The sequence below is a fragment of the Micromonospora luteifusca genome (assembly GCF_016907275.1).
GTDB lineage: Bacteria > Actinomycetota > Actinomycetes > Mycobacteriales > Micromonosporaceae > Micromonospora > Micromonospora luteifusca.
This window is the reverse complement of record NZ_JAFBBP010000001.1, coordinates 4,444,152-4,463,943: the sequence shown is the minus strand read 5'-3', so window position 1 is coordinate 4,463,943 and position 19,792 is coordinate 4,444,152. Positions and strand designations below refer to the sequence as shown.

20 protein-coding genes are annotated in these 19,792 nt (G+C 72.3%); 5 read left to right on the top strand and 15 right to left on the bottom strand.

The genetic code is table 11. From position 1 onward, the window contains the following. Positions 1-7: 7 nt before the first annotated feature. The 4 genes from gatA to ligA all read right to left on the bottom strand — a co-directional run bounded on the left by gatA (position 8) and on the right by ligA (position 6,984). On the bottom strand, positions 8-1,483 hold the full coding sequence (gatA, locus tag JOD64_RS20395; RefSeq protein ID WP_204943677.1) for an Asp-tRNA(Asn)/Glu-tRNA(Gln) amidotransferase subunit GatA: 1,476 nt from the start codon (positions 1,481-1,483) through the stop codon (positions 8-10). 76 nt (positions 1,484-1,559) lie between these two features. After that, positions 1,560-1,865, bottom strand: a complete 306-nt coding sequence (gene gatC / locus JOD64_RS20390; protein ID WP_204943676.1) for an Asp-tRNA(Asn)/Glu-tRNA(Gln) amidotransferase subunit GatC — start codon at positions 1,863-1,865, stop codon at positions 1,560-1,562. 156 nt (positions 1,866-2,021) lie between these two features. Continuing rightward, complete coding sequence (locus JOD64_RS20385) at positions 2,022-4,691, bottom strand: putative bifunctional diguanylate cyclase/phosphodiesterase (RefSeq protein ID WP_204943675.1); 2,670 nt, start codon at positions 4,689-4,691, stop codon at positions 2,022-2,024. Between the two features lie 157 nt (positions 4,692-4,848). Then, the gene (ligA, locus tag JOD64_RS20380) at positions 4,849-6,984 is read right to left on the bottom strand and encodes an NAD-dependent DNA ligase LigA (RefSeq protein WP_204943674.1); all 2,136 of its coding nucleotides are present in this window, start codon (positions 6,982-6,984) and stop codon (positions 4,849-4,851) included. Positions 6,985-7,144: 160 nt separating this feature from the next. On the opposite strand from ligA, the gene JOD64_RS20375 reads away from it, so the two are divergent. Beyond that, positions 7,145-7,681, top strand: coding sequence for a type II toxin-antitoxin system PemK/MazF family toxin (locus tag JOD64_RS20375; RefSeq protein ID WP_307813518.1), 537 nt, complete (start codon positions 7,145-7,147; stop codon positions 7,679-7,681). 43 nt (positions 7,682-7,724) lie between these two features. Here JOD64_RS20375 and JOD64_RS20370 read toward each other — a convergent pair whose 3' ends face one another. The 7 genes from JOD64_RS20370 to JOD64_RS20340 all read right to left on the bottom strand — a co-directional run bounded on the left by JOD64_RS20370 (position 7,725) and on the right by JOD64_RS20340 (position 14,188). Then, positions 7,725-8,735, bottom strand: coding sequence for an ADP-ribosylglycohydrolase family protein (locus JOD64_RS20370; RefSeq protein ID WP_204943673.1), 1,011 nt, complete (start codon positions 8,733-8,735; stop codon positions 7,725-7,727). A gap of 30 nt (positions 8,736-8,765) precedes the next feature. Beyond that, positions 8,766-9,131 (bottom strand): VOC family protein, encoded by a 366-nt coding sequence (locus JOD64_RS20365; protein WP_204943672.1) that lies wholly within the window; start codon positions 9,129-9,131, stop codon positions 8,766-8,768. A 36-nt stretch (positions 9,132-9,167) separates the two neighbouring features. Then, positions 9,168-10,172, bottom strand: coding sequence for a methionine synthase (locus JOD64_RS20360; RefSeq protein WP_204943671.1), 1,005 nt, complete (start codon positions 10,170-10,172; stop codon positions 9,168-9,170). Between the two features lie 37 nt (positions 10,173-10,209). Beyond that, a complete protein-coding gene (gene mnmA / locus JOD64_RS20355; protein ID WP_204943670.1) occupies positions 10,210-11,283 on the bottom strand; it encodes a tRNA 2-thiouridine(34) synthase MnmA in 1,074 nt (357 codons plus the stop codon). Positions 11,284-11,414: 131 nt separating this feature from the next. Beyond that, positions 11,415-12,590, bottom strand: a complete 1,176-nt coding sequence (locus JOD64_RS20350; RefSeq protein ID WP_204943669.1) for a cysteine desulfurase family protein — start codon at positions 12,588-12,590, stop codon at positions 11,415-11,417. A gap of 105 nt (positions 12,591-12,695) precedes the next feature. Then, positions 12,696-13,361 carry a class F sortase gene (locus tag JOD64_RS20345; RefSeq protein WP_204943668.1) on the bottom strand — a complete coding sequence of 222 codons (666 nt, stop codon included), beginning with the start codon at positions 13,359-13,361 and terminating at the stop codon, positions 12,696-12,698. Further along, positions 13,358-14,188, bottom strand: a complete 831-nt coding sequence (locus tag JOD64_RS20340) for a DUF4397 domain-containing protein (RefSeq protein ID WP_204943667.1) — start codon at positions 14,186-14,188, stop codon at positions 13,358-13,360. Before JOD64_RS20340 ends, JOD64_RS20345 begins: the two co-directional genes overlap by 4 nt. 230 nt (positions 14,189-14,418) lie before the next feature. Between JOD64_RS20340 and JOD64_RS20335 the strand changes: the two genes are divergently transcribed. Together JOD64_RS20335 and JOD64_RS20330 are read left to right on the top strand one after the other, a co-directional pair. After that, entirely contained in the window at positions 14,419-15,021 is a 603-nt protein-coding gene (locus JOD64_RS20335; protein WP_204943666.1) for an RNA polymerase sigma factor, read from the top strand. Further along, positions 14,975-15,781: an anti-sigma factor gene (locus tag JOD64_RS20330; RefSeq protein WP_204943665.1), complete on the top strand. Its 807-nt coding sequence runs from the start codon at positions 14,975-14,977 to the stop codon at positions 15,779-15,781. The genes JOD64_RS20335 and JOD64_RS20330 overlap by 47 nt, the downstream gene beginning before the upstream one ends. 114 nt (positions 15,782-15,895) lie before the next feature. Here JOD64_RS20330 and JOD64_RS20325 read toward each other — a convergent pair whose 3' ends face one another. The 4 genes from JOD64_RS20325 to JOD64_RS20310 form a co-directional block, all read right to left on the bottom strand. Then, on the bottom strand, positions 15,896-16,855 hold the full coding sequence (locus tag JOD64_RS20325) for an electron transfer flavoprotein subunit alpha/FixB family protein (protein WP_204943664.1): 960 nt from the start codon (positions 16,853-16,855) through the stop codon (positions 15,896-15,898). Between the two features lie 14 nt (positions 16,856-16,869). Next, the gene (locus JOD64_RS20320) at positions 16,870-17,649 is read right to left on the bottom strand and encodes an electron transfer flavoprotein subunit beta/FixA family protein (protein ID WP_204943663.1); all 780 of its coding nucleotides are present in this window, start codon (positions 17,647-17,649) and stop codon (positions 16,870-16,872) included. 187 nt (positions 17,650-17,836) lie between these two features. Further along, positions 17,837-18,250, bottom strand: coding sequence for a hypothetical protein (locus JOD64_RS20315; protein ID WP_204943662.1), 414 nt, complete (start codon positions 18,248-18,250; stop codon positions 17,837-17,839). Then, on the bottom strand, positions 18,247-19,044 hold the full coding sequence (locus tag JOD64_RS20310; protein WP_204943661.1) for a GNAT family N-acetyltransferase: 798 nt from the start codon (positions 19,042-19,044) through the stop codon (positions 18,247-18,249). Before JOD64_RS20310 ends, JOD64_RS20315 begins: the two co-directional genes overlap by 4 nt. 41 nt (positions 19,045-19,085) lie before the next feature. Here JOD64_RS20310 and JOD64_RS20305 point away from each other — a divergent pair, with 41 nt between their 5' ends. Together JOD64_RS20305 and JOD64_RS20300 are read left to right on the top strand one after the other, a co-directional pair. Then, positions 19,086-19,478, top strand: a complete 393-nt coding sequence (locus tag JOD64_RS20305) for a YidH family protein (protein WP_204943660.1) — start codon at positions 19,086-19,088, stop codon at positions 19,476-19,478. Then, positions 19,475-19,780 carry a DUF202 domain-containing protein gene (locus JOD64_RS20300; protein WP_204943659.1) on the top strand — a complete coding sequence of 102 codons (306 nt, stop codon included), beginning with the start codon at positions 19,475-19,477 and terminating at the stop codon, positions 19,778-19,780. The genes JOD64_RS20305 and JOD64_RS20300 overlap by 4 nt, the downstream gene beginning before the upstream one ends. Positions 19,781-19,792: the final 12 nt, after the last annotated feature.

Below are 19,792 nucleotides of genomic sequence, written 5' to 3'. Positions count from 1 at the left end.
TCCTGCCTCACAGCGCCGGTGGGGTGAACGTGCCGACCGCGGACTCCAGCGCGGCGGCGACCCGGTACATCCGATCGTCGGCCATCGTCGGGGCCATCACCTGCAGGCCGACGGGCAGCCCCTCGGAGAGGCCGCAGGGCACCGAGATGCCCGGCCCGCCGTACAGGTTGGTCGGGATGGTGAACAGGTCAGCCAGGTACATCTGGTACGGGTCGGCGGTCCGCGCGCCCATCGGGAACGCCACCGACGGGGTGGTCGGCGAGATCAACGCGTCGACCCGCTCGAACGCGGCGGTGAAGTCCCGGGTGATCAGGGTCCGGACCTTCTGCGCCTGCCCGTAGTACGCGTCGTAGTAACCCGACGACAGCGCGTACGTGCCGAGCATGATGCGACGCTTGACCTCCGGGCCGAAGCCGGCCTCCCGGGTCAGCGACATGACCTCCTCCAGCGACCGGTTGCCGTCGTCGCCGACCCGCAGGCCGAACCGGACGCCGTCGAACCGGGCCAGGTTGGAGGAGCACTCGCTCGGGGCGATCAGGTAGTAGGCCGGCAGCGCGTACGCGAACGTCGGGCAGGACACCTCGACGACCTCGGCGCCCATCTTGGTCAGCGCCTCCACCGACTCGCGGAACGCCGCCATCACGCCCGGCTCGGCGCCCTCGCCGACGAACTCGCTGACGATGCCGAGCCGCACACCGGTCAGGTCGCCGGTCGCGCCGAGCTTCGCCGCCGCCACCACGTCCGGCATCGGCTGCGGGATCGAGGTGGAGTCACGCGGGTCGTGCCCGCCGATCACCTGGTGCAGCAGGGCCGCGTCGAGCACGTTACGGGCACACGGGCCGGGGGTGTCCAGCGACGAGGAGAAGGCGACCAGCCCGTAGCGGGAGGTGCCGCCGTAGGTGGGCTTCGCACCGACGGTGCCGGTGACCGCGCCGGGCTGGCGGATCGAACCGCCGGTGTCCGAGCCGATCGCCAGCGGCGCCTCGTACGCGGCCAGCGCTGCGGCGCTGCCACCACCCGAGCCACCCGGGATCCGGCTCAGGTCCCACGGGTTGTGCGTGGGTCCGTACGCCGAGTATTCGGTGGAGGAGCCCATCGCGAACTCGTCCATGTTGGTCTTGCCGAGCATCACCGTGCCGGCGTCGCGCAGACGCTGCACGATCGTCGCGTCGTAGGGCGGGCGCCAACCCTCCAGGATCTTCGACCCCACGGTGGTCGGCACGCCCCGGGTGGCGAGCACGTCCTTGACCGCGACCGGCACGCCGGCCAGCGGGCCGAGCTCCTCGCCGGCGGCGCGGCGCTCGTCCACGGCGCGGGCCGCGGCGAGCGCGCCCTCGGTGTCCACGTGCAGGAAGGCGTGCACCCGGTCGTCGACCGCGGTGATCCGGTCCAGGTGTGCCTGGGTCACCTCGACGGCGGAAGTCTCGCCGCCAGCGACCAGGGCCGCGATCTCCGTCGCGCTCATTCTGGTCAGATCGCTCATGCCGTCACTCCGCTTCGCTCCGCGACGCCATGAGGCACCACGGCGCTGCACTGCTGATTCGCTCGCTGGCGCTCGCTCATGAGGCCACATCCTCGCTCAGGATCCGCGGTACGCGGAACCGCTGGTCCTCGACGTCGGGCGCGCCTGACAGCGCCTCCTGCGGCGTCAGACACGGCGTGACCACGTCCTCGCGCAGGATGTTGGTCAGCGGCACCGAGTGCGAGGTCGGCGGAATGTCCGCGGCGGCGACCTCGCCAACCTGGGCGACCGCCTGGAGAATCACGTCGAGCTGGCCGGCGAACATGTCCAGCTCCTCCTCCGTGACGGCGAGCCGCGACAGGCGCGCCAGGTGCGCGACCTCCTCGCGGGAGATGGCGGCCATCCGTGCCCCCTTCTGATGTCCTGCTGGTCGGGCGGTGTGCCGGTCGCGCGGCGGGTGGGACGTGACGCGCGGTGACCGGAGCGAGTCTATTGTTCCGCTCCGGTGCCGCGTCCCCGACTCCCCCTCCGCGGGTGCTGATGCCGTGTCGGCGGTCGGTCAGCGGGTGGAGCGGCGACCGGCATCCGGCTCCGGGTGCCCGCCGCTCGGCCGGACCGGCCGGTAACGGGCCAGCCAGGTGACCAACTCCTCGGCGGGCATGGGACGGGCGTAGAACCAGCCCTGAGCAGCGTCGCACCCGGCCGCGTGCAGCATCCGCCAGGTCCGCTCGTCCTCCACGCCCTCGGCCACCACCCGCAGCCCCAGAGCGCCGGCCAGGTCGATCATCGACCGGACGATCGCCGCGTCGTCGGTGTCCTCGGCCATGCCGAGCACGAACGACCGGTCCACCTTCACCTCGGACAGCGGCAACCGGCGCAGGTGTTGCAACGAGGAGTACCCGGTGCCGAAGTCGTCCAGCGCGATGGCCACCCCGATCCGGTGCAGCCGGGAGATGGTGGCCAGCACCCGGCGCGGGTCGGCCATCAGGGCACCTTCGGTGATCTCCACCTGCAGCCGCTCGGCCGGCACCCCGTAGCGGGCCAGCCGGTCGGCGATCTGGTCGGCGATCTCGCCGGTGTGCAGGTCGCGAACGCTCACGTTCAACGCCGCGCGCAGGTTGATGCCGGCCGCCGACCACTTGGCGATCTGCTCCACCACGTCGTCGACGACCCGCCGGGTGAGCAGCCGCATCACCGCGCTCTGCTCGGCGACCCGGATGAGTTCCTCCGGGTCGACCATGCCCCGCCGCGGGTGCCGCCAGCGCAGCAGGGCCTCGACGCCGACCACCTCGCCGGTCGCGATGGCGATCTGCGGCTGGTAGTACATGGTGATCTCACCGGGGTCGTCAGCCAGCTCGCCGGCCGCGTGCGCCCACCCGGTCGATTCGAGCGGTTGCGGCGACAGGCCCGACCTGCCGTCGGGCCGCGCTCCGCGGCTGCCGACGCCCAGCGCGGCGACGGCGCCCGCGTTCGGCGACCGCCGGCCGTTGCCGAGGCCGGCGCGTCGATCCCGGGCCGGGCCCGGGCGGGTGCCGGTGACGGTGGCACGGGTGCCGCGGCCCCGGATCGGGTCGGCCCCGGTGGCGATCCGGTTGATCAGCTCGTCGGCGTGCGCCAGCTCCGCGTCGCCGCGCCGGCGGCGTCCCCACCACCGGCCGGCGGTCGTCGGCGGCGCGGCGATCGCCGGCGCCGGGTCCGCGGGTGGCGGGGCCCCGGTGGGCAGCGCCGCCCCGTCACCGCCGCGCACCTCCGCCGACACGGCGAGGGGTACGTCGACCAGCCGCTCGTCCGGCACGCCGGCCCGGCCGATCCCGTCGGCCTGCTCGGCCGCACCCTCGACGTGCCCCTGTCCCGCGGGCTCAGCATCGAACGACCCGTCGGCTCGACCCGCCGACTCAGCGTCGAACGACCCGTCGGTCGACGGGCTGGACTCGAGCACCCGGCGCAGGTCGGCGAGGAGGCCGAGACGCTCCGCGGAGTTGTGGTCGGATTCGGGGGCGTAGACGGCCACCGTGTCGTTGCGGTGCTTGGCGTCGTACATCGCCACGTCGGCGTGGCGCATCAGGGTGGCGAAGTCCTCGCCGTGCTCGGGGAAGAGGGCGATCCCGATCGACCCGCCCACGTCCAGCGGCAGCCCGTCGAGCGGCACCGGCTCAGCCAGCGCCTGGACCACCCGGTCGGCCAGTTCACGTGCCTGACCGACGTCGGTCAGGCCGGTCATCACGATGGCGAACTCGTCGCCGCCGAGCCGGGCGATCATCTGTGGCCGGGGGTGCACGTCGGTGAGCCGCGCACTGACCTCGACCAGCAGCCGGTCGCCCACGGCGTGCCCGAGGGCATCGTTGACGTTCTTGAAACGGTCCAGGTCGATCAGCAGCAACGCCAACTGCCCGTCGGGCTCACCGCGAGCCGTCCGCTCGGCGTGCAGGTGCACCTGCTCCGCCACCTCGGCCAGCAGGGCCTTGCGGTTGGGCAGCCCGGTCAGCGGGTCGGCGGCGGCGAGGTGCTGCTGCTCGACGGTCAGCCGGGCCATCCGGTAGACGGCGAAGAGCGGCACCAGCACCAGCGGGATCAGCGCCGCGCTGACCCGCGCGGCGGCGACCAGCACCGGGGCGAGCAGGAGCAGCGAGCCGGTGGAGAGCAACTCGAAGCCGAGCCCCTGACGGAGGGTGGGCCACCAACGGTCTCCGAAGCGCAGCCGCACCGCCCAGCTGACCAGCCCGTAGTTGACGACGAACCAGGCGAGCGTGGCACCGCCGACGGCGGCCACGTCGGTCCAGTGCAACCGGCCACCGGAGAAGATGGTGCCCGGCCCGAGCTGGATGACCCCGTACGCGGCGGCGAGGGCACACGCGTACTGCCCGACGTTGAACGCCGTCCGCCACGCCGCGTGCCGCATCCGCCAGCCCGAGACGACCACACCCACCGCCTGCACCACCACCGCTGGACCGAGCCCCCAGCCCAGCAGGATCGCGAAGGTGAAGCAGGTGGACGGGAACACTGCGGAGGTCTGCCGACGGCCCGGCGGGACGAACGGGCGGGCGTCACAGACCACGGCGAGCACAGCCATCGTCCAGAACGCCACTGGCAGCCGGGACACGTCACCGGGAAGCGCCGCGAGTGGACCAGCGGCGGTCAGCGCGGCGACCACCAGGATGCCGACGACGAAGGCGGCGAACGGTGCCACCCGTCCCGGGGGGAGCGAGTTGCGTGGGTCGGCGACCTCCACGACACCTCCCGACCGATCGTCGGCGTGCCGATGTGCACGCCGTGACCCAATGAAACGCCCTCAGCCCCCGGTTTCCCGGTATGACAGTCACGAATCGGTCGTAGTCGTAATTAAGTTGGTATACGCGGTCAGTCGGCGCATCGAGTCGCTTACGAGATCAACCACCCGGCTGGGCGACCTCCCGCGCGGCGTCCGGACCCGCGTCCAACAGCACCCGGAACCCGGCCTCGTCGAGCACCGGCACCTTGAGGCTGGCCGCCTTGTCGGCCTTGGACCCCGGGTTGTCCCCCACGACCACGAAGCCCGTCTTCTTGGAGACCGACCCGCTGACCTTGCCGCCTCGGCTCTGCACAGCCTCGGCGGCCTGGTCCCGGGAGAAGCCGGCGAGCGTGCCGGTCACCACCACGGTCAACCCCTGCAACGGACGCGGCCCCTCGTCGACCGCGTCCTCGGCCATCCGCACGCCCGCCTCGGCCCACTTGCGGACGACCTCGCGGTGCCAGTCCACCCCGAACCACTCGCGGAGGCTGGCCGCGATGGTCGGCCCGACCCCGTCGACCGAGGACAGCTCCTCCTCCGTTGCCGCGTCGATGGCGTCCACCGAGCGGAAGTGCAGGGCGAGCGCCCGGGCCGCGGTGGGACCGACGTGCCGAATGGAGAGCGCCACCAGCACCCGCCACAGCTCGCGCTCCCGGGCGACCGCGAGATTGTCCAGCAACTTGATCGCATTGCTGCCGAGGGTGCCGTCCTTGTTGACGAAGAACGGCGACCGGGACAGCTGCTCGGCGTCGAGCTGGAAGAGATCACCCTCGTCGGTGATGATCTGCGCGTCCAGCAGTGCGCCCGCACCCTTGTAGCCGAGCACCTCGATGTCGAACGCGCCCCGGCCGGCAAGGTGGAACACCCGCTCCCGCAACTGCGCCGGGCAGCTGCGTGCGTTGGGACAGCGGATGTCGACGTCGCTCTCCTTGGCCGGGGCGAGCGGGGTGCCGCAGGACGGGCAGGTGGTGGGCATCACGAACGGACGCGCGTCGGCGGGGCGCAGGTCGACCACCGGACCGAGCACCTCGGGGATCACGTCACCCGCCTTGCGCAGCACCACCGTGTCGCCGATCAGCACACCCTTTCGTTCCACCTCACGAGCGTTGTGCAGCGTGGCCTGGGCGACCGTGGAGCCCGCCACGTGCACCGGCTCCAGCACCGCGAACGGGGTGACCCGGCCGGTGCGCCCGACACCGACCTCGATGTCGAGCAGCTTGGTGGTGACCTCCTCCGGCGGGTACTTGAAGGCGATCGCCCAGCGTGGGGCACGACTGGTCGACCCGAGCCGACCCTGGATCGAGACCGGGTCGACCTTGACCACCACGCCGTCGATCTCGTGCTCGACGTCGTGCCGGTGCTCGGCGTAGTAGGCGATGTATTCCGCCACGCCGGCCAGATCCGGCACGACCCGCCACCGGTCGCTGGTCGGCAGCCCCCAGGACCTCAGCGCCGCGTACGACTCGGACTGCGCGGTGGGCTGGAACCCGCGGCGAGCGCCGATGCCGTGCACGACCAGGCGCAGCGGCCGGGAGGCGGTCACCCGCGGATCCTTCTGCCGAAGGCTGCCCGCGGCGGCGTTGCGCGGGTTGGCGAACGGTGCCCGGCCCTGCTCCACCAGGCTGGCGTTGAGGTCGGCGAACCCGGCGATCGGGAAGTAGATCTCGCCCCGGACCTCCAGCAGCACGGGGATGTCGGGGAATTCGGCGGACGGGGTGAGCTGGCTGGGCACGTCACGGATGCTGCGCACGTTGGCGGTGACGTCCTCGCCGGTGCGGCCGTCGCCCCGGGTGGCCGCCCGGACCAGCCGGCCCCGCTCGTAGGTCAGGTTGATCGCCAGCCCGTCGACCTTCAACTCGCACAGGTAGGGCACCGGGCCACCCGCGTCCCGTTCGACGCGCTCGGCCCAGGCCGCCAACTCCTCGTCGGCGAAGGCGTTGTCCAGCGAGAGCATCCGCTCGGCATGGGTGACCGGGGTGAAGTCGGTGGAGAACGTGCCGCCCACCCGCTGCGTCGGGGAATCGGGCGTACGCAGCGCCGGAAACTCCGCCTCCAACGCCTCCAACTCGCGCAACTGCCTGTCGAACTCGGCGTCGGCGATGGTCGGCGCGTCCAGCACGTAGTAGCGGTACTGGTGCTCGGTCAGCTCCTGGCTGAGCGTGGCGTGCCGCTCCCGGGCCTGCGGCGTCGGCTCAGCCCCGGCCGCCGCCTCCTGCTCCGGGCTGATCTGCTGACCGATCTGCTCCTCGGACACACCGCCACCTTCGGACACGCCTGCGACCTCCCTGATCACGCTACTCGGGCACGGTATCGGGCCGGGGTGACAATCCGTCGTCCGCCCGCGCCCCGGCTGCGGTGTGGTTGGCGGGCGACACGCGCGGCAGCGTGCGAGGATCGCCGGACGATGGTGGCCAGTGGGCCGCCGACAGGTGGAGGTGGCGATGCCGGACGCGCTGCTCTGGGCGGTGGCGATCCTGCTGGCGGTGGCCGCTGGCTGGGCGTGGAACAGCTGGCGGCACCGGGTGGCGAACCGGCGTCCCGGAACCCGCCCGGGTCGAGGCACGACGGCCCGCACCGGTGGTCGCCGTCCCGCGCCGCCACGGCCACGAGGCGCCGACCGGAAGGCGGGCACGCCGGCGCCCGGCGAGATCTGGTGGGCCGACGTGCCGTACGCCGACGGCAGCGGATCGAAGGTGCGTCCCTGTCTGGTGCTGCGTGCCGACTCCCGGGGCGCCGACGTCCTGAAGATCACCAGCCAGGACAAGAGCGACCGGGACGACCACGTGCGGATCCCCACCCAGGGGTGGGACCCCGGCGCGGAGCACGACAGCTACCTCAACCTGACCGAGCCGATCCGAATCAGCTCAGCCGCCTTCGCCGACCGCGCCGGCCGCTGCGACGCCGACCTGTGGCAGAAGGTTCGCAGCCTGCGCCACCTGCCCACCCGCTGACCGCGCTCGCGGCTGCCCGATCGGGTCGGGTCGGGCGAAAGCGTCAATCCCAGGCAGCGCCGAGCGTGGCCAACTGGTCCGCGTACTCGATGCGGTCGGCCCACCCGGCCGGCCAGGCGGCCATCCCGGCGGCCGCGCCGACGAACGCGCCGGCCAGGGCGGCGATCGAGTCGGAGTCGCCGGCGGTCGTCGCGCCCCGGGCCAGTGCCGCGACCGGGTCGTCGGCGTGCCGTACGGCGCAGAGCAGCGCGGTGGCCAGCGCCTCCTCCGCCACCCAACCCTCCCCGGTGGCCCGGCACGGGTCGCCGCCGTCGTCCGGCCGCGCCAGCGCATTCGTCAGTCGGCCGAGCACCGCCAGGCACTCGTCCCAACCCCGGGCGATGAACTCCTCCGGCGTGCCGACCCCCGGGCGCTGCCAGAGATCACCCAGCCACTGCTCCCGGTAGACCAGGCGCTGAGACCTCGCCCGCTCGATGAGAACCGCGGGAAGCTCAGCCAGGGTGGCACCCGCGCGCAGCGCGAAGACCGCGTACGCGGTGAGCTCGCTGGCGGCCAGCCCGGTCGGGTGCCCATGGGTCAACCCGGCCTGCAACTGGGCCAACCCGGCCAGCGTGTCCAGGTCGACGTCGAGCAGGCCGACCGGAGTGACCCGCATGTTGGCCCCGCACCCCTTCGACCCGGCCACGGTCGCCTCCTGCCAACGCAGACCCCGGCCCAACTCCGCGCAGGCGCGCAGGCAGGTCATCCCCGGCGCACGGTTGTTGTCCGGGCTGACCGCCCAGGCCAGGAAACGCCTCCGCAACAGCGGCTCCACCACCTCCGGAGTGAGCGAGGGCGCCTCGTGCAGCGCCCAGGCCACCGCCAGCGCCATCTGCGTGTCGTCGGTGACCAACGCCGGCTCCCCGGACAGCTCACGCGGGCCGGTCGGGCCGTACCGGCGCTCGATCTCGGCGACGGTGAGGAACTCGGTCGGCTTGCCCAGAGCATCGCCGTAGGCGAGGCCGAAGAGCGACCCGGAGGCGCGCAGCGCGGAGTTGGGGATCACGGCGGCCATGATGCCCGGCCGCCGCGACTCACGCCAGGCTCAGTCCCAGCAGAGGCAGAACGGGTGGCCGGCCGGATCCGCGTAGACCCGGAAACCCTCGCCCTCACCGGGCAGCCGCCGCGCACCAAGCGCCAGCGCCGCCTTCTCGGCGGCCTCGATGTCGTCGACCGTCACATCCAGGTGGAACTGCTGGGGGCGTTCCGGGTCCGGCCAGGCCGGCGGCTGCAGGTTGAGCGCCTGCTGGAAGGCGAGACGCGGCTGGTGCCCGGGCGGGCCACCCAGCACCACCCAGTCGTCGTCGGAGTCACCCTCGGCGAAAGGCACACCGAGCAGCTCGGAGTAGAACGCCGCCAACGCCCGCGGATCCGGGCAATCGATCACCACTGAACGTAGCTGTCCAATCATGACGGTCATTTTGCCCACCGGGTACGACAGGAAACCTCAGTCCTCGGCAAACCGCCGGCCGGCGTCCCGGCACGCGGCGAGCACCGCCCGCGCGTACTGCTCGCTGGCCCCGGCGAGACCGCAGGCCGGAGTGACCACCACCTGCTCGGCGAGCTGCCGACGAGGAAAGCCGAGGCGGTCCCAGAGCTGGCGTACCCGGTCAGCGACCTGCGCGGAGGTCGGCGCGCCGCCGGCCAACGGCGGTCTGGTCGGTGCGGCCCCGGCCAGCAGCCCGAGGCCGGCGTCGATCGCCTCGCCCAGCGGGTCCAGCTCGGTGATCAGGTCCAGGTCGAGAGCGACCCCGACGGCGCCGGTCGAGCGGATCAGCTCCAGCGGCACGTCCGGGGCGCAGCAGTGCACCACCGTCGGCACGCCGACCGCCTCGACGACCGTGCGCAGCAGCGCGGCCGCGTCCACCGACTCGACCGCCCGGTACGCGCCCAACCCACTCTCGGTCGGCACCCGCCCGGCCAGCACGGTCGGCAGTGACGGCTCGTCCAGCTGCAGCAGCACCGACGCCCGGGGCAACCGCCGGGCCACCGCCGCCACGTGCGCGCGCAGCCCCTCCGCGAGGGAGCCGGTCAGGTCGCGGACCGCACCGGGATCGCGCAACATTCGGCCGCCGATCGGCAGCTCCAGGGAGGCGGCCAGCGTGAGCGGGCCGGCGGCCTGCACCTTGATCGGCCCGGCGTACCCCTCGGCCTGCTCGGCGAGTTGGTCCAGGTCGCGTTCCATCAGGTCCCGGGCCCGGCGCAGGTCGCGGCCCGGGCGTGGGGCGACCCGCCACCGCCCCGCGTACACCTCGACGGGCAGCTCGACGAGCAGCCCGGCGGACCGGCCGATCATGTCCGCTCCGGGGCCACGGGCCGGCAACTCGGGCAGGTGGGGCAGCTCGGGAAGCTCACCGAGGACCACCCGCTGAGCCTCGCCGATGTCGGTGCCGGGCAGCGAACCAATTCCGGTTGCCGCGCCGGCCGGCCAGGGCCACGCCTGATCTGTCACGGGCGAAGGCTATCCCGCGAACACCCAGGCCGTGCGGTCAGCCGGTGATGGTCGCGGAGCCGAGGACCACGTCGCCGGCCGGGTCCGGTCGGTACGCCACGACAGCCTGACCGGCAGCGACGCCGCGTACCGGTCGACGCAGCTCGGCGTGCAGCCGGTCACCGTCGAGGGCGACGGTCGCCGGCACCACGTCACCGTGTGCGCGCAACTGCACCTCGCACTCGACCGGCACGTCCGGACGGGCGCCGCCGGTCCAGACCGGACGCAGGGCCCGCACCTCGGACACCTCCAGCGCCTCGGCCGGGCCGACGGTCACCGTGTTGGTCTTCGGGGTGATGGAGAGCACGTAGCGCGGCCGCCCGTCCGCGGCAGGCCGGTCCAGGTGCAGACCACGACGCTGCCCCACGGTGTACGCGTACGCGCCGCTGTGGCTGCCGACCACCGCGCCGGTGCTCGCGTCCACCACGTCGCCGGGAGCCTCGCCGAGCCGCCCAGCCAGGAAGCCGCGGGTGTCACCGTCGGCGATGAAGCAGATGTCGTGGGAGTCCGGCTTGTCGGCCACGGCCAGGCCGCGCTCGGCGGCCTCCGCCCGGACCTGCGCCTTGGTCGAGTCACCCAACGGGAAGATCGACCGGTCCAGCTGCTCGCGGGTGAGCACGGCGAGCACGTACGACTGGTCCTTGGCCACGTCGACACTGCGCCGCAACAGCCCGTCCGGGCCCAGCCGGGCGTGGTGCCCGGTCACCACCGCGTCGAAGCCCAGGGCAACCGCCCGGTCCAGCACCGCGGCAAACTTGATCTTCTCGTTGCAGCGCAGGCAGGGATTCGGCGTACGGCCGGCGGCGTACTCGGCGACGAAGTCGTCCACCACGTCCTCGTGGAAACGATCGGCCATGTCCCACACGTAGAACGGAATGCCGATCACGTCGGCGGCCCGTCGCGCGTCCCGGGAGTCCTCCAGGGTGCAACAGCCGCGCGCCCCGGTCCGGTAGGTCTGTGGATTGCGAGCCAGCGCCAGATGCACGCCGGTCACGTCATGCCCGGCCGCCACAGCTCGCGCCGCCGCCACCGCCGAGTCGACCCCACCCGACATCGCCGCCAGAACCCTCACCAGCCCACTCCCTTCCCCCGCGCGCTCGTCCCCCACACAACCCTATCCACCCAGCCCATCTGACCCCCAAACCCGCACCCGCCCCACCCCTGCCCGCACATGTGCGGAGAGGAACAGGGGTTAGCGGCGGGTTAGCGGGGAGTGCGGAGGGCGGCGGCTCGGCGGGCTCGGTCCACTGCTGCTGGGAGGGCTGCGATGAGCGCGTCGACGTCGGCCTGGGTGCTCGTGTGACCCAGGGAGAAGCGCAGCGAGGAGCGGGCGCGGTCGTTGTCGGCGCCCATTGCCAGCAGCACGTGCGAGGGCTGGGCCACCCCTGCGGAGCAGGCCGACCCGGTCGAGCAGGCGATTCCCTGAGCGTCGAGCAGCAGCAGCAGGGCGTCGCCCTCGCAACCGGGGAAGGAGAAGTGCGCGTTGCCGGGCAGTCGGTCGGCCGGGTCGCCGTTGTAGATCACCTCGGGCACCGCCTGCCGAACCCGCTCGATCAGGTCGTCGCGGAGTGCGGCAACCCGGGCCGCGTACTCCTGTTGGCCCTTCACCGCCGCTTCGACGGCGACCGCGAAGGCGACGATGCCGGCGGTGTCCAGGGTGCCGGAACGGACGTCGCGTTCCTGCCCGCCGCCGTGCAGCAGCGGTGTGGCTGCCACGTCCCGGGCGAGCAGCAACGCGCCCACGCCGGTCGGGCCGCCGAGCTTGTGCCCGGTGACGGTCAGCGCGGCGACCCCGCTGGCGCCGAAGTCGACGGGTGCCTGGCCGACGGCCTGGACGGCGTCGGTGTGGAACGGCACACCGTGTTCGGCGGCGACGGCGGCCAGCTCGGCGATCGGCTGGACGGTGCCCACCTCGTTGTTGGCCCACATCGCGGTGACCAGGGCCACCCGGTCGGCGTGCGCGGACAGCTCGGCGCGCAGGTCCTCCGGGTCGAGGCGACCGGCGGCGTCGACCGGCAGCCAACCGGCCTCGGCACCCTCGTGCTCGACGAGCCAGTCGACCGCGTCCAGCACCGCGTGGTGCTCGACGGCGCTGGAGACGACACGACGGCGGTCCGGGGCGGCGGCCCGGCGGGCCCAGAAGATGCCCTTGACGGCGAGGTTGTCGCTCTCGGTGCCACCACCAGTGAAGATCACCTCGGATGGCCGGGCGCCCAGCACCGCGGCCACCCGCTCGCGGGACTCTTCGACCCGGCGGCGGGCACGGCGACCCGCCGCGTGCAGGGAGGACGCGTTGCCGACCTCGCGGGCGGTAGCGACGTACGCCTCCAGTGCCTCGTCGAGCATCGGAGTCGTCGCCGCGTGATCCAGGTAAGCCATCACCGTTCAGCCTACGGCCGACACCTCGGGGACCGGATGCCGGAGGGGACTCCGCGCACCGGCCGGGGTGGGTTTCCCCACCCCGGCACGTGTCGGCGGCCCTGGTCAGGTGAGCACCGCGGTGACGACGATGTTGTCGCGGTACTTGCGGGCCCTGGCGTCGAACGGCCCACCACAGGTGATCAGGGTCAGCCGCGGCTTGCCGTCCCGGGCGAAGTACCGGTCCAACGGGATCCTGGTCTTGGCGTACTCCTCCCGGGCGACGACGCGGTACTGCCGTGCCGTGCCGTCGCTGCCGGTCGCGGTCAGGGTGTCGCCCTGGTCCAGCTCCCGCAGCCGGAAGAACGCTCCTTTGCCCTGTTTGGCGCTGTCCACGTGACCGGCGATGACCACTGAGCCGGTGGTCGCCTCCAGGCCGGGTCCGTAGCGGTACCAGCCGATCTGGTCGACGCTCGGCGGCACCTCGAACTCGTTGGTCCGCTCGTTGATGCCGACCGCGTTGACGGTGGCGGTGACCTCGATCTCCGGGATCACCAGCCGTACCGGCGGGACGATCTTCGTGCCGGTCGGCAGTTCCCCGGCGGTCACCGGCACCGACGGTCCGTCGGCGGCGCTGGCCGACGGGGTTGCCGGGTTGGTGGCCAACGTGCTCGCCTCCTCGGCACCCACGTTCTCGGCCGGCTGGGAGCCGCAGGCCACCACGGTGGCCACGGTGAGCGCGGCAGCGCCGGCGGCCAGGGCCGCCAGCGCGCCGCGGTTGCGCATCGTCACTTGCGACCGGTCCGCGCGGTCGCCATCCGCACCCCACCACCCAGAAGCAGGAGTACGCCGGCACCGGTGAGCACGTACCACCACGTGCCAATGCCCGTGCCGGCCTGACCGCCGTCACCGCTGGGCACGCCGCCCGGGGCGGAGTGCAGACCGGTGATGGTCTGGGCCACCACGTCGAGGCTCTTGCCCTCGGCGGAGCCGATCGCGTAGACGATCGTGGCGGTGCCCTCCTTCAGGTTGAGGTCCGCCGGGCCGATGGCCACGGTGTCGGTGCCGGCGAGCACCACGTCCGCCTTCACACTGCCCGCGTCGACGTCGCCCTTGGCCTCGTTGGGGTTGGTCACGGCCTTGAACACCGGGGTGCCACCGGCCCGGACGTCCACCGCCGGGGCGGCGGCGGTGTGCCGGACGATCAGCCGGGCCTTGCCGGCGGCGACCTTCGAGACGTCGTTGACGAACGGGGTGATCTTCGGCTGGCCGGCGGCGTCGAGGTGTGCCGCGATGCTGATGTTCGCGCCGCCCGGCACCGCCGCGTTGTCGACCTTGAGGATGGCGCTGCCGATCGGCTCGCCCGGCTTGGTGAGGGCGATGTCGTAGTCACCCTCCTCCAGGTTCAGCGGGCCGGCCACGTCACCGGGCTTGAAGTTGTCCAGCGTCTTCTTGCCGTTGACGTAGACGTCGACCGGGGTGTCCGGAATGCCGTGCACGACGGAGACCTTCGACGTGGCGGCGTACGCGGGGGTGGCGGTGAGTGCGCCGACGCCGGCGACGGCCAGCGCGGCTACGGCGCCGCCCGCGGCGACCCGACGGAAGTACGAAAGCTGCATGTCTGCCTCCTGCTGATTGGTGCTGATTCGTCAGGCCTGGCTTGCAGAACGGGTTACGCCGGCTTCCCGCCGGGCGGATGCGCGCCGTAGGCAGTTTTCTTTTCCGGCCCCGACTGCATCCGGATCAGGGTCGGGAGACGAAGAGCTGGTGAGATGAGATCGACGGGGAGAGTGGGGCGGAGGCTGTGGCAGCTACAGTCGGGCATGCCCCATCGAAGGCGAGCCGCCCGATGACGGCGCAGCGACAGGATCCGGATCCCCCGGCGGACGACCTGGATCTCCGGTTCCGCGCGGGCGACGAGGCGGCGCTCCGCGAGGCGTACGACCGCTACGGCCGTGCCGTGCTCCACCTGGCCACCTCCATGCTGGCCAACCGCAGCGACGCGGAGGACGTCACCCAGGCGACGTTCGTCGCCGCATGGCTGGGTCGCGACACCTTCGACCCGGCCAAGGGGTCGCTGATCGGTTGGCTGCTCGGCATCGGCCGCCGAAAGGTGATCGACCGGATGCGCGCCTCGGCCCGGGAGACCCGGGTGGTGGAGACGGTCCGGCAGTTGCCCGAGCCGACGCAGTCCGAGCCGAGCCCGGACCGCGTGGTGGACCGCCTGGTGATCGCCGACGAGCTGGCTCGTCTCCCGGACGACCAGCGACGCATGCTGGAGCTGGCCTTCTACGACGACCTGACACACCAGCAGATAGCCACGGTGACCGGAGTGCCGTTGGGCACCGTGAAGAGCCACATCCGGCGCGGCATGGCGAGCTTGAAACGCAGATGGGAGGTGGACGGTGCAGCACCTGGACCACGACCGGCTGGTCTTTCTGGCGCTCGGTGAGAGCGAGGTGGACGACGGGGAGAGCACCCACCTCGACACCTGCGCGCACTGCCGCACGGAGATGGCGACCCTCCAGCGGGTGGCCGGGCTCGGCACCGAGACGCGTGGGCTGGCTGACCTGCCCGACCCGCCGGAGCACGTCTGGCAGGGCATCGCTGCCCAGGTCAGGGCGGCGGAGTCCCGGGCGGTGCGGCCCGAAGCCCAGCGACAGGTGCCGGCGCAGGCCGATGGCACGACGACGGAGCCGACCACCGGCACGACCGCCGACCCGGCGGTTGTCCGGCTGGGTTCGGCGCGCCGGTCCCGCCGGGGCGGTGGCTGGTCCCGCTGGGCGGCGACCGCGGCGACGGCGGCTGCCGCCGCGGCCGTGGGCGTGGTGGGCACGGTGGCCGTGCTGCAGCCGGACGACCCGGCGCCTGCCCCGACGCAGGCGGTGGTGGCGAGCGCGCCGTTGGCGGCGTATGGATCGACGCCGCCGGACGCCCAGGGGGATGCGCGAGTTCTGCAGAATCACCAACTTCATCTGCATGTGGCGAATCTCCCGCGCGTCCCGGGGTACTACGAGGTGTGGCTGATTAATCCGACGACGATGAAGATGCTGTCGGTCGGCACCCTGGGTGGCGGCCCCGATGCGCTACTACCTCTGCCTCCCAACGTCGACCTCAAGAGCTACTCGGTGGTCGACGTCTCCGCCGAGCAGTACGACAACAAGCCCGCCCACTCCGGTGACAGCCTCCTGAGGGGCACCCTGACGGGCTGATCGGCGGGCCGGCTCAGCTCCCCGGCCCGCCGATCAGCTCCCACGAAGAGGAGTGGCCGCCCATCGGATGGGCGGCCACTCCTTCGTCGTGCGGTGCCCGGGGCACCGGCAGGGTCACTTGCGCTTGCGGATCTCCTCGGCGGCCTGCGGGACGATCTTGAACAGGTCGCCGACCACGCCGAAGTCGGCCAGCTCGAAGATCGGTGCCTCGCCGTCCTTGTTGACCGCGACGATGGTCTTCGAGGTCTGCATGCCGGCCCGGTGCTGGATGGCACCGGAGATGCCGAGCGCGACGTAGAGCTGCGGGGAGACCGTCTTACCGGTCTGGCCCACCTGGAACTGGTGCGGGTAGAAGCCGGAGTCGACGGCTGCGCGGGACGCGCCGACGGCACCGCCGAGCAGGTCGGCCAACTCCTCGACCAGCTTGAAGTTGTCGGCGTTGCCGACACCGCGGCCGCCGGAGACGACCACGCCGGCCTCGGTGAGCTCGGGGCGGGAGCCCTTCTGCTCGGCGACCCGCTCGACGACCTTGGCCAGCCTGTCGGTGTCGGTGACCGACACGGTGAGCTGCTCGATCGCCGGGGTGGCCGCCGCCGGGGTGGGGGTGACCGAGTTGGGCCGGACGGTGACCAGCGGCAGGCCCTTGGTGACCTTGGACTTGACGATGGTGGAGCCGGCGAAGGCGATCTGCGTCGCGGTGCCGTCGGCGTCGAAACCAACCACGTCGGTCAGGATGCCGTTGTCGAGCTTGACGGCGAGCCGGGCGGCGATCTCCTTGCCCTCCTGGGCCGACGCCAGCAGCACGGCTGCCGGCTGTACCCGCTTGACCAGCTCGGCCAGCACGGTGGCCTTGGGGGCCACCAGGTAGCCGTCGATCTCGTCACCCTCGGCGGCGTAGATCTTCTCCGCGCCGTACTCGCCCAGCTTGCCGCTCAGCGCCTCGGCGGCGCCGGCGCCGCCGAGCACCACCGCGCTCGGGGTGCCCAGCTCGCGGGCGAGGGTGAGCATCTCCAGGGTGACCTTCTTGACGCCGAATTCCTTGGTGGCTTCGACGACGACGAGAACCTCAGACATGTCCAGACCCGCTCTCACACGAACTTTTCGGTGGCGAGGAACTCGACCAGCTTGACGCCGCCCTCGCCCTCATCGGTGATCTTGGCGCCGCCGGAGCGTGGCGGGCGCTTGGTGTGCTCGACGACGGTGCTGGTGGCACCGTCGAAGCCCACCTCGGCGGGTGCGACGCCGAGGTCGGCCAGGGACAGCGTCTGCACCGGCTTCTTCTTGGCGGCCATGATGCCCTTGAAGGAGGGGTAGCGCGGCTCGTTGATGGTGTCCCAGACGGAGACCACGGCCGGGGTGGCAGCGGTGACCACCTCGTAGCCCTCCTCGGTCTGCCGCTCGACGGTCAGCGTGGCGCCGTCGACGGTGAGCTTGCGGGCGCCGGTGAGCGCCGCGACACCCAGCCGCTCAGCGATCATGTGCGGCAGGACCTGGACCCGGCCATCGGTGGACTCGGCACCGCAGATCACCAGGTCGGCACCGAGCTGACCGAGAGCGGCGGCGAGCACCTTGGAGGTGGCGACGGCACAGGAACCGTGCAGGGCGTCGTCCACCACGTGGACGGCCTTGTCCGGGCCCATGGAGAGCGCCTTGCGGATCGACTCGGTCGCCCGGTCCGGACCCATGGTCAGGATGGTGACCTCGCCGCCGTGCGCCTCCTTGATCTTCAGCGCCTCCTCGATGGCGTACTCGTCCATCTCGTTGATCACGTTGTTCGCCGAACCGCGGTCGACGGTGTTGTCGTCATTGCGCAGGTTGCGGTCCGCGCCCGAATCAGGCACCTGCTTGACGAGTACGACGATATTCATCGCGCTTCGACGACCCTCCTGTGTGGTGATGCGATTCGCTCGCCCGGTATGGGGCGCAGCGTCGCGCGTCGGTCGACGCCAGGTCAACCGCGGGCTGCTGTGCAGTTGCCCACGGCGCAATGTTACCTGCCAGTAGGTTGCGCTCCCGAGGCACCGAGAGTGACACAGCTCACCAACGCGCGGTCGTTCAGGTCGGCTCGGAGAGCGCCACCCGGATCTGGTCGATGGCCGCCGCCTCGGCAGGCGCGACCCCGTCGTGCGCCCGGGCCACCCGGTCCGCCGCGGTCAACACCACCGAGCGGTACGCCTCCACGTCCTGCGGTGACTTCTCCTGCAGGATGCACACCGACTGCCGCAGTGCCGGCAGCACCACCGACTCGATCTCCAACTGCGAGTCCCGGGGAAGACGCGGCAGCGGGCCGGTGGTCAGCGCCTCCTTGACCGTGCCGCTGGCGTCGGCGAGCGCGTCGGACGCGGCCAAGCTCTCCCGGATCACCCCCAGCACCCCCGGGTCGGCGTTGGAGACCAGGAAGACGGCACCGAAGGCACCCGTCTTGAGGGTCAGCCGCTCCTCGTCCGTCAACCGCTGCTCCATGATCACGGAGTGTAGACGTACGGGGTGGTGGTGGTGACCGCGACGAGGCCGAGCCGTTGCAGGATCGGCCGGCTGTCCTCGGAACAGTCGACCTGCAACAGCGTTCGACCCCGCTGCTCGGCCAGCCGTGCCCGGTAGGTGACCAGCGCCCGGTAGATGCCCCTCTGACGCCACTGCGGCAGGGTCGAGCCGCCCCAGAGGGTGGCGAAGCCGGTGTTCGCGGGGAACCGTACCCAGCCGGCGCTCACCACCGTCCCGTCCGCCTCGGCCACCACCACGGTGATCGAGTGCGGGTCGGCGTCGATCTCCTTGGCCAACCCCGAGACCAGGTGCGAGCGATCCTCCTGCCAGACCTCCTCCTCCATGGCGGCGATCCGCTCCAGGTCGGCTCGGGAGGTCACCTCACGCAGGCGTACCCCCTCTGGGATGACCGGCAGCGCGGCGGCCAGCAGCGCGACCGGCCCGACCACGACGGTCTCCCGGTCCTCCGGCACGAAGCCGGCGGCGCGCAGGCGGTCCGCCAGGTCCGCCGGTTCGTCGTGCCCGTTGAGCTTCCACTCGACCGACTGGCCCCGCTCGCGGAACAGCTCCACCTGCCGGGCGATCAGCTCGTCCAAGGCGTCGCCGGTGAGTCCGCCGAGATCGCGGTAGGTGAGGAACCCGCCGGCGTCGAGCCCGATGATCCGGACCAACGGCCCGTCCCGCTCCACCGTCACCCCGGCCGGCACCGGGTCGGGGATCTCCGGGCGGAGTTGGTTGTCGTAGGCGGCACGCAGGGTCGGTACGTCGAGATCAGTCACCGGCCCAGGCTAAGTGGGAGGGGAAGCGAGTAATCGGCATCATGTGGGAGGCGATCAGGCGGTGGTTCGACCCGGCCGAGATGCGCTCGGTCGGTGAACCGCCGGACTACCGGTTCTCGCTGGCCAACGAACGCACCTTCCTCGCCTGGCTGCGCACCGGGCTGGCGCTGGTCGGCGGCGGGCTGGCCACCGCGCAGTTCCTGCCGCCCCTGCCGATGAGCCACCTACGGGAGGTGCTCGCGGTCGCGCTGCTGCTGCTCGGCGGCGCCGTCGCGATCCGCGCGGTGGACCACTGGGCGCGTACCGAACGGGCCATCCGGCTCGGTCAGGAGCTGCCCGCGTCCCGGTTTCCCGCCATCCTCGCTCTCGCCGTCGGCGCCGGGGCGCTGCTGCTGGTGGTCGCCGTCCTGGTCCGGGCGATCGGTGGGCGGTGAGCACCCCGCGCGACCCGGGGCTGCAACCGGAGCGGACCCGGCTGGCGTGGCGACGCACCCTGCTCACGGTGACCGTGGTGGCCGCGCTCGCCGTCCGGCTGGCGTCGACGGGCGGCACGACCGGGGCGCTGATCGCCGGCCTCACCGTGCTGGTGTGGGGTGCCCTGCTGGTGCTCTGCTGGCCCCGCGGCACCGGCACCGGGCCGGCCCGCACCGGCGGCCGGACCCTGCCCCTGGTCGCGTCCGGCATCGTAGGGCTGGCGCTACTGGGAGTGCTGGCGGTGATTCGCGGACTGTGGTGACGGGATCGGGTG

Coding starts and splice junctions, on each gene's coding strand:
- gatC (WP_204943676.1), bottom strand. CDS start 1,865: ATGGCCGCCATCTCCCGCGAGGAGGTCGCGCACCTGGCGCGCCTGTCG.
- JOD64_RS20370 (WP_204943673.1), bottom strand. CDS start 8,735: ATGGCCGCCGTGATCCCCAACTCCGCGCTGCGCGCCTCCGGGTCGCTC.
- gatA (WP_204943677.1), bottom strand. CDS start 1,483: ATGAGCGATCTGACCAGAATGAGCGCGACGGAGATCGCGGCCCTGGTC.
- JOD64_RS20305 (WP_204943660.1), top strand. CDS start 19,086: ATGTGGGAGGCGATCAGGCGGTGGTTCGACCCGGCCGAGATGCGCTCG.
- JOD64_RS20335 (WP_204943666.1), top strand. CDS start 14,419: ATGACGGCGCAGCGACAGGATCCGGATCCCCCGGCGGACGACCTGGAT.
- JOD64_RS20320 (WP_204943663.1), bottom strand. CDS start 17,649: ATGAATATCGTCGTACTCGTCAAGCAGGTGCCTGATTCGGGCGCGGAC.
- JOD64_RS20325 (WP_204943664.1), bottom strand. CDS start 16,855: ATGTCTGAGGTTCTCGTCGTCGTCGAAGCCACCAAGGAATTCGGCGTC.
- JOD64_RS20350 (WP_204943669.1), bottom strand. CDS start 12,590: ATGGCTTACCTGGATCACGCGGCGACGACTCCGATGCTCGACGAGGCA.
- JOD64_RS20365 (WP_204943672.1), bottom strand. CDS start 9,131: ATGATTGGACAGCTACGTTCAGTGGTGATCGATTGCCCGGATCCGCGG.
- JOD64_RS20340 (WP_204943667.1), bottom strand. CDS start 14,188: ATGCAGCTTTCGTACTTCCGTCGGGTCGCCGCGGGCGGCGCCGTAGCC.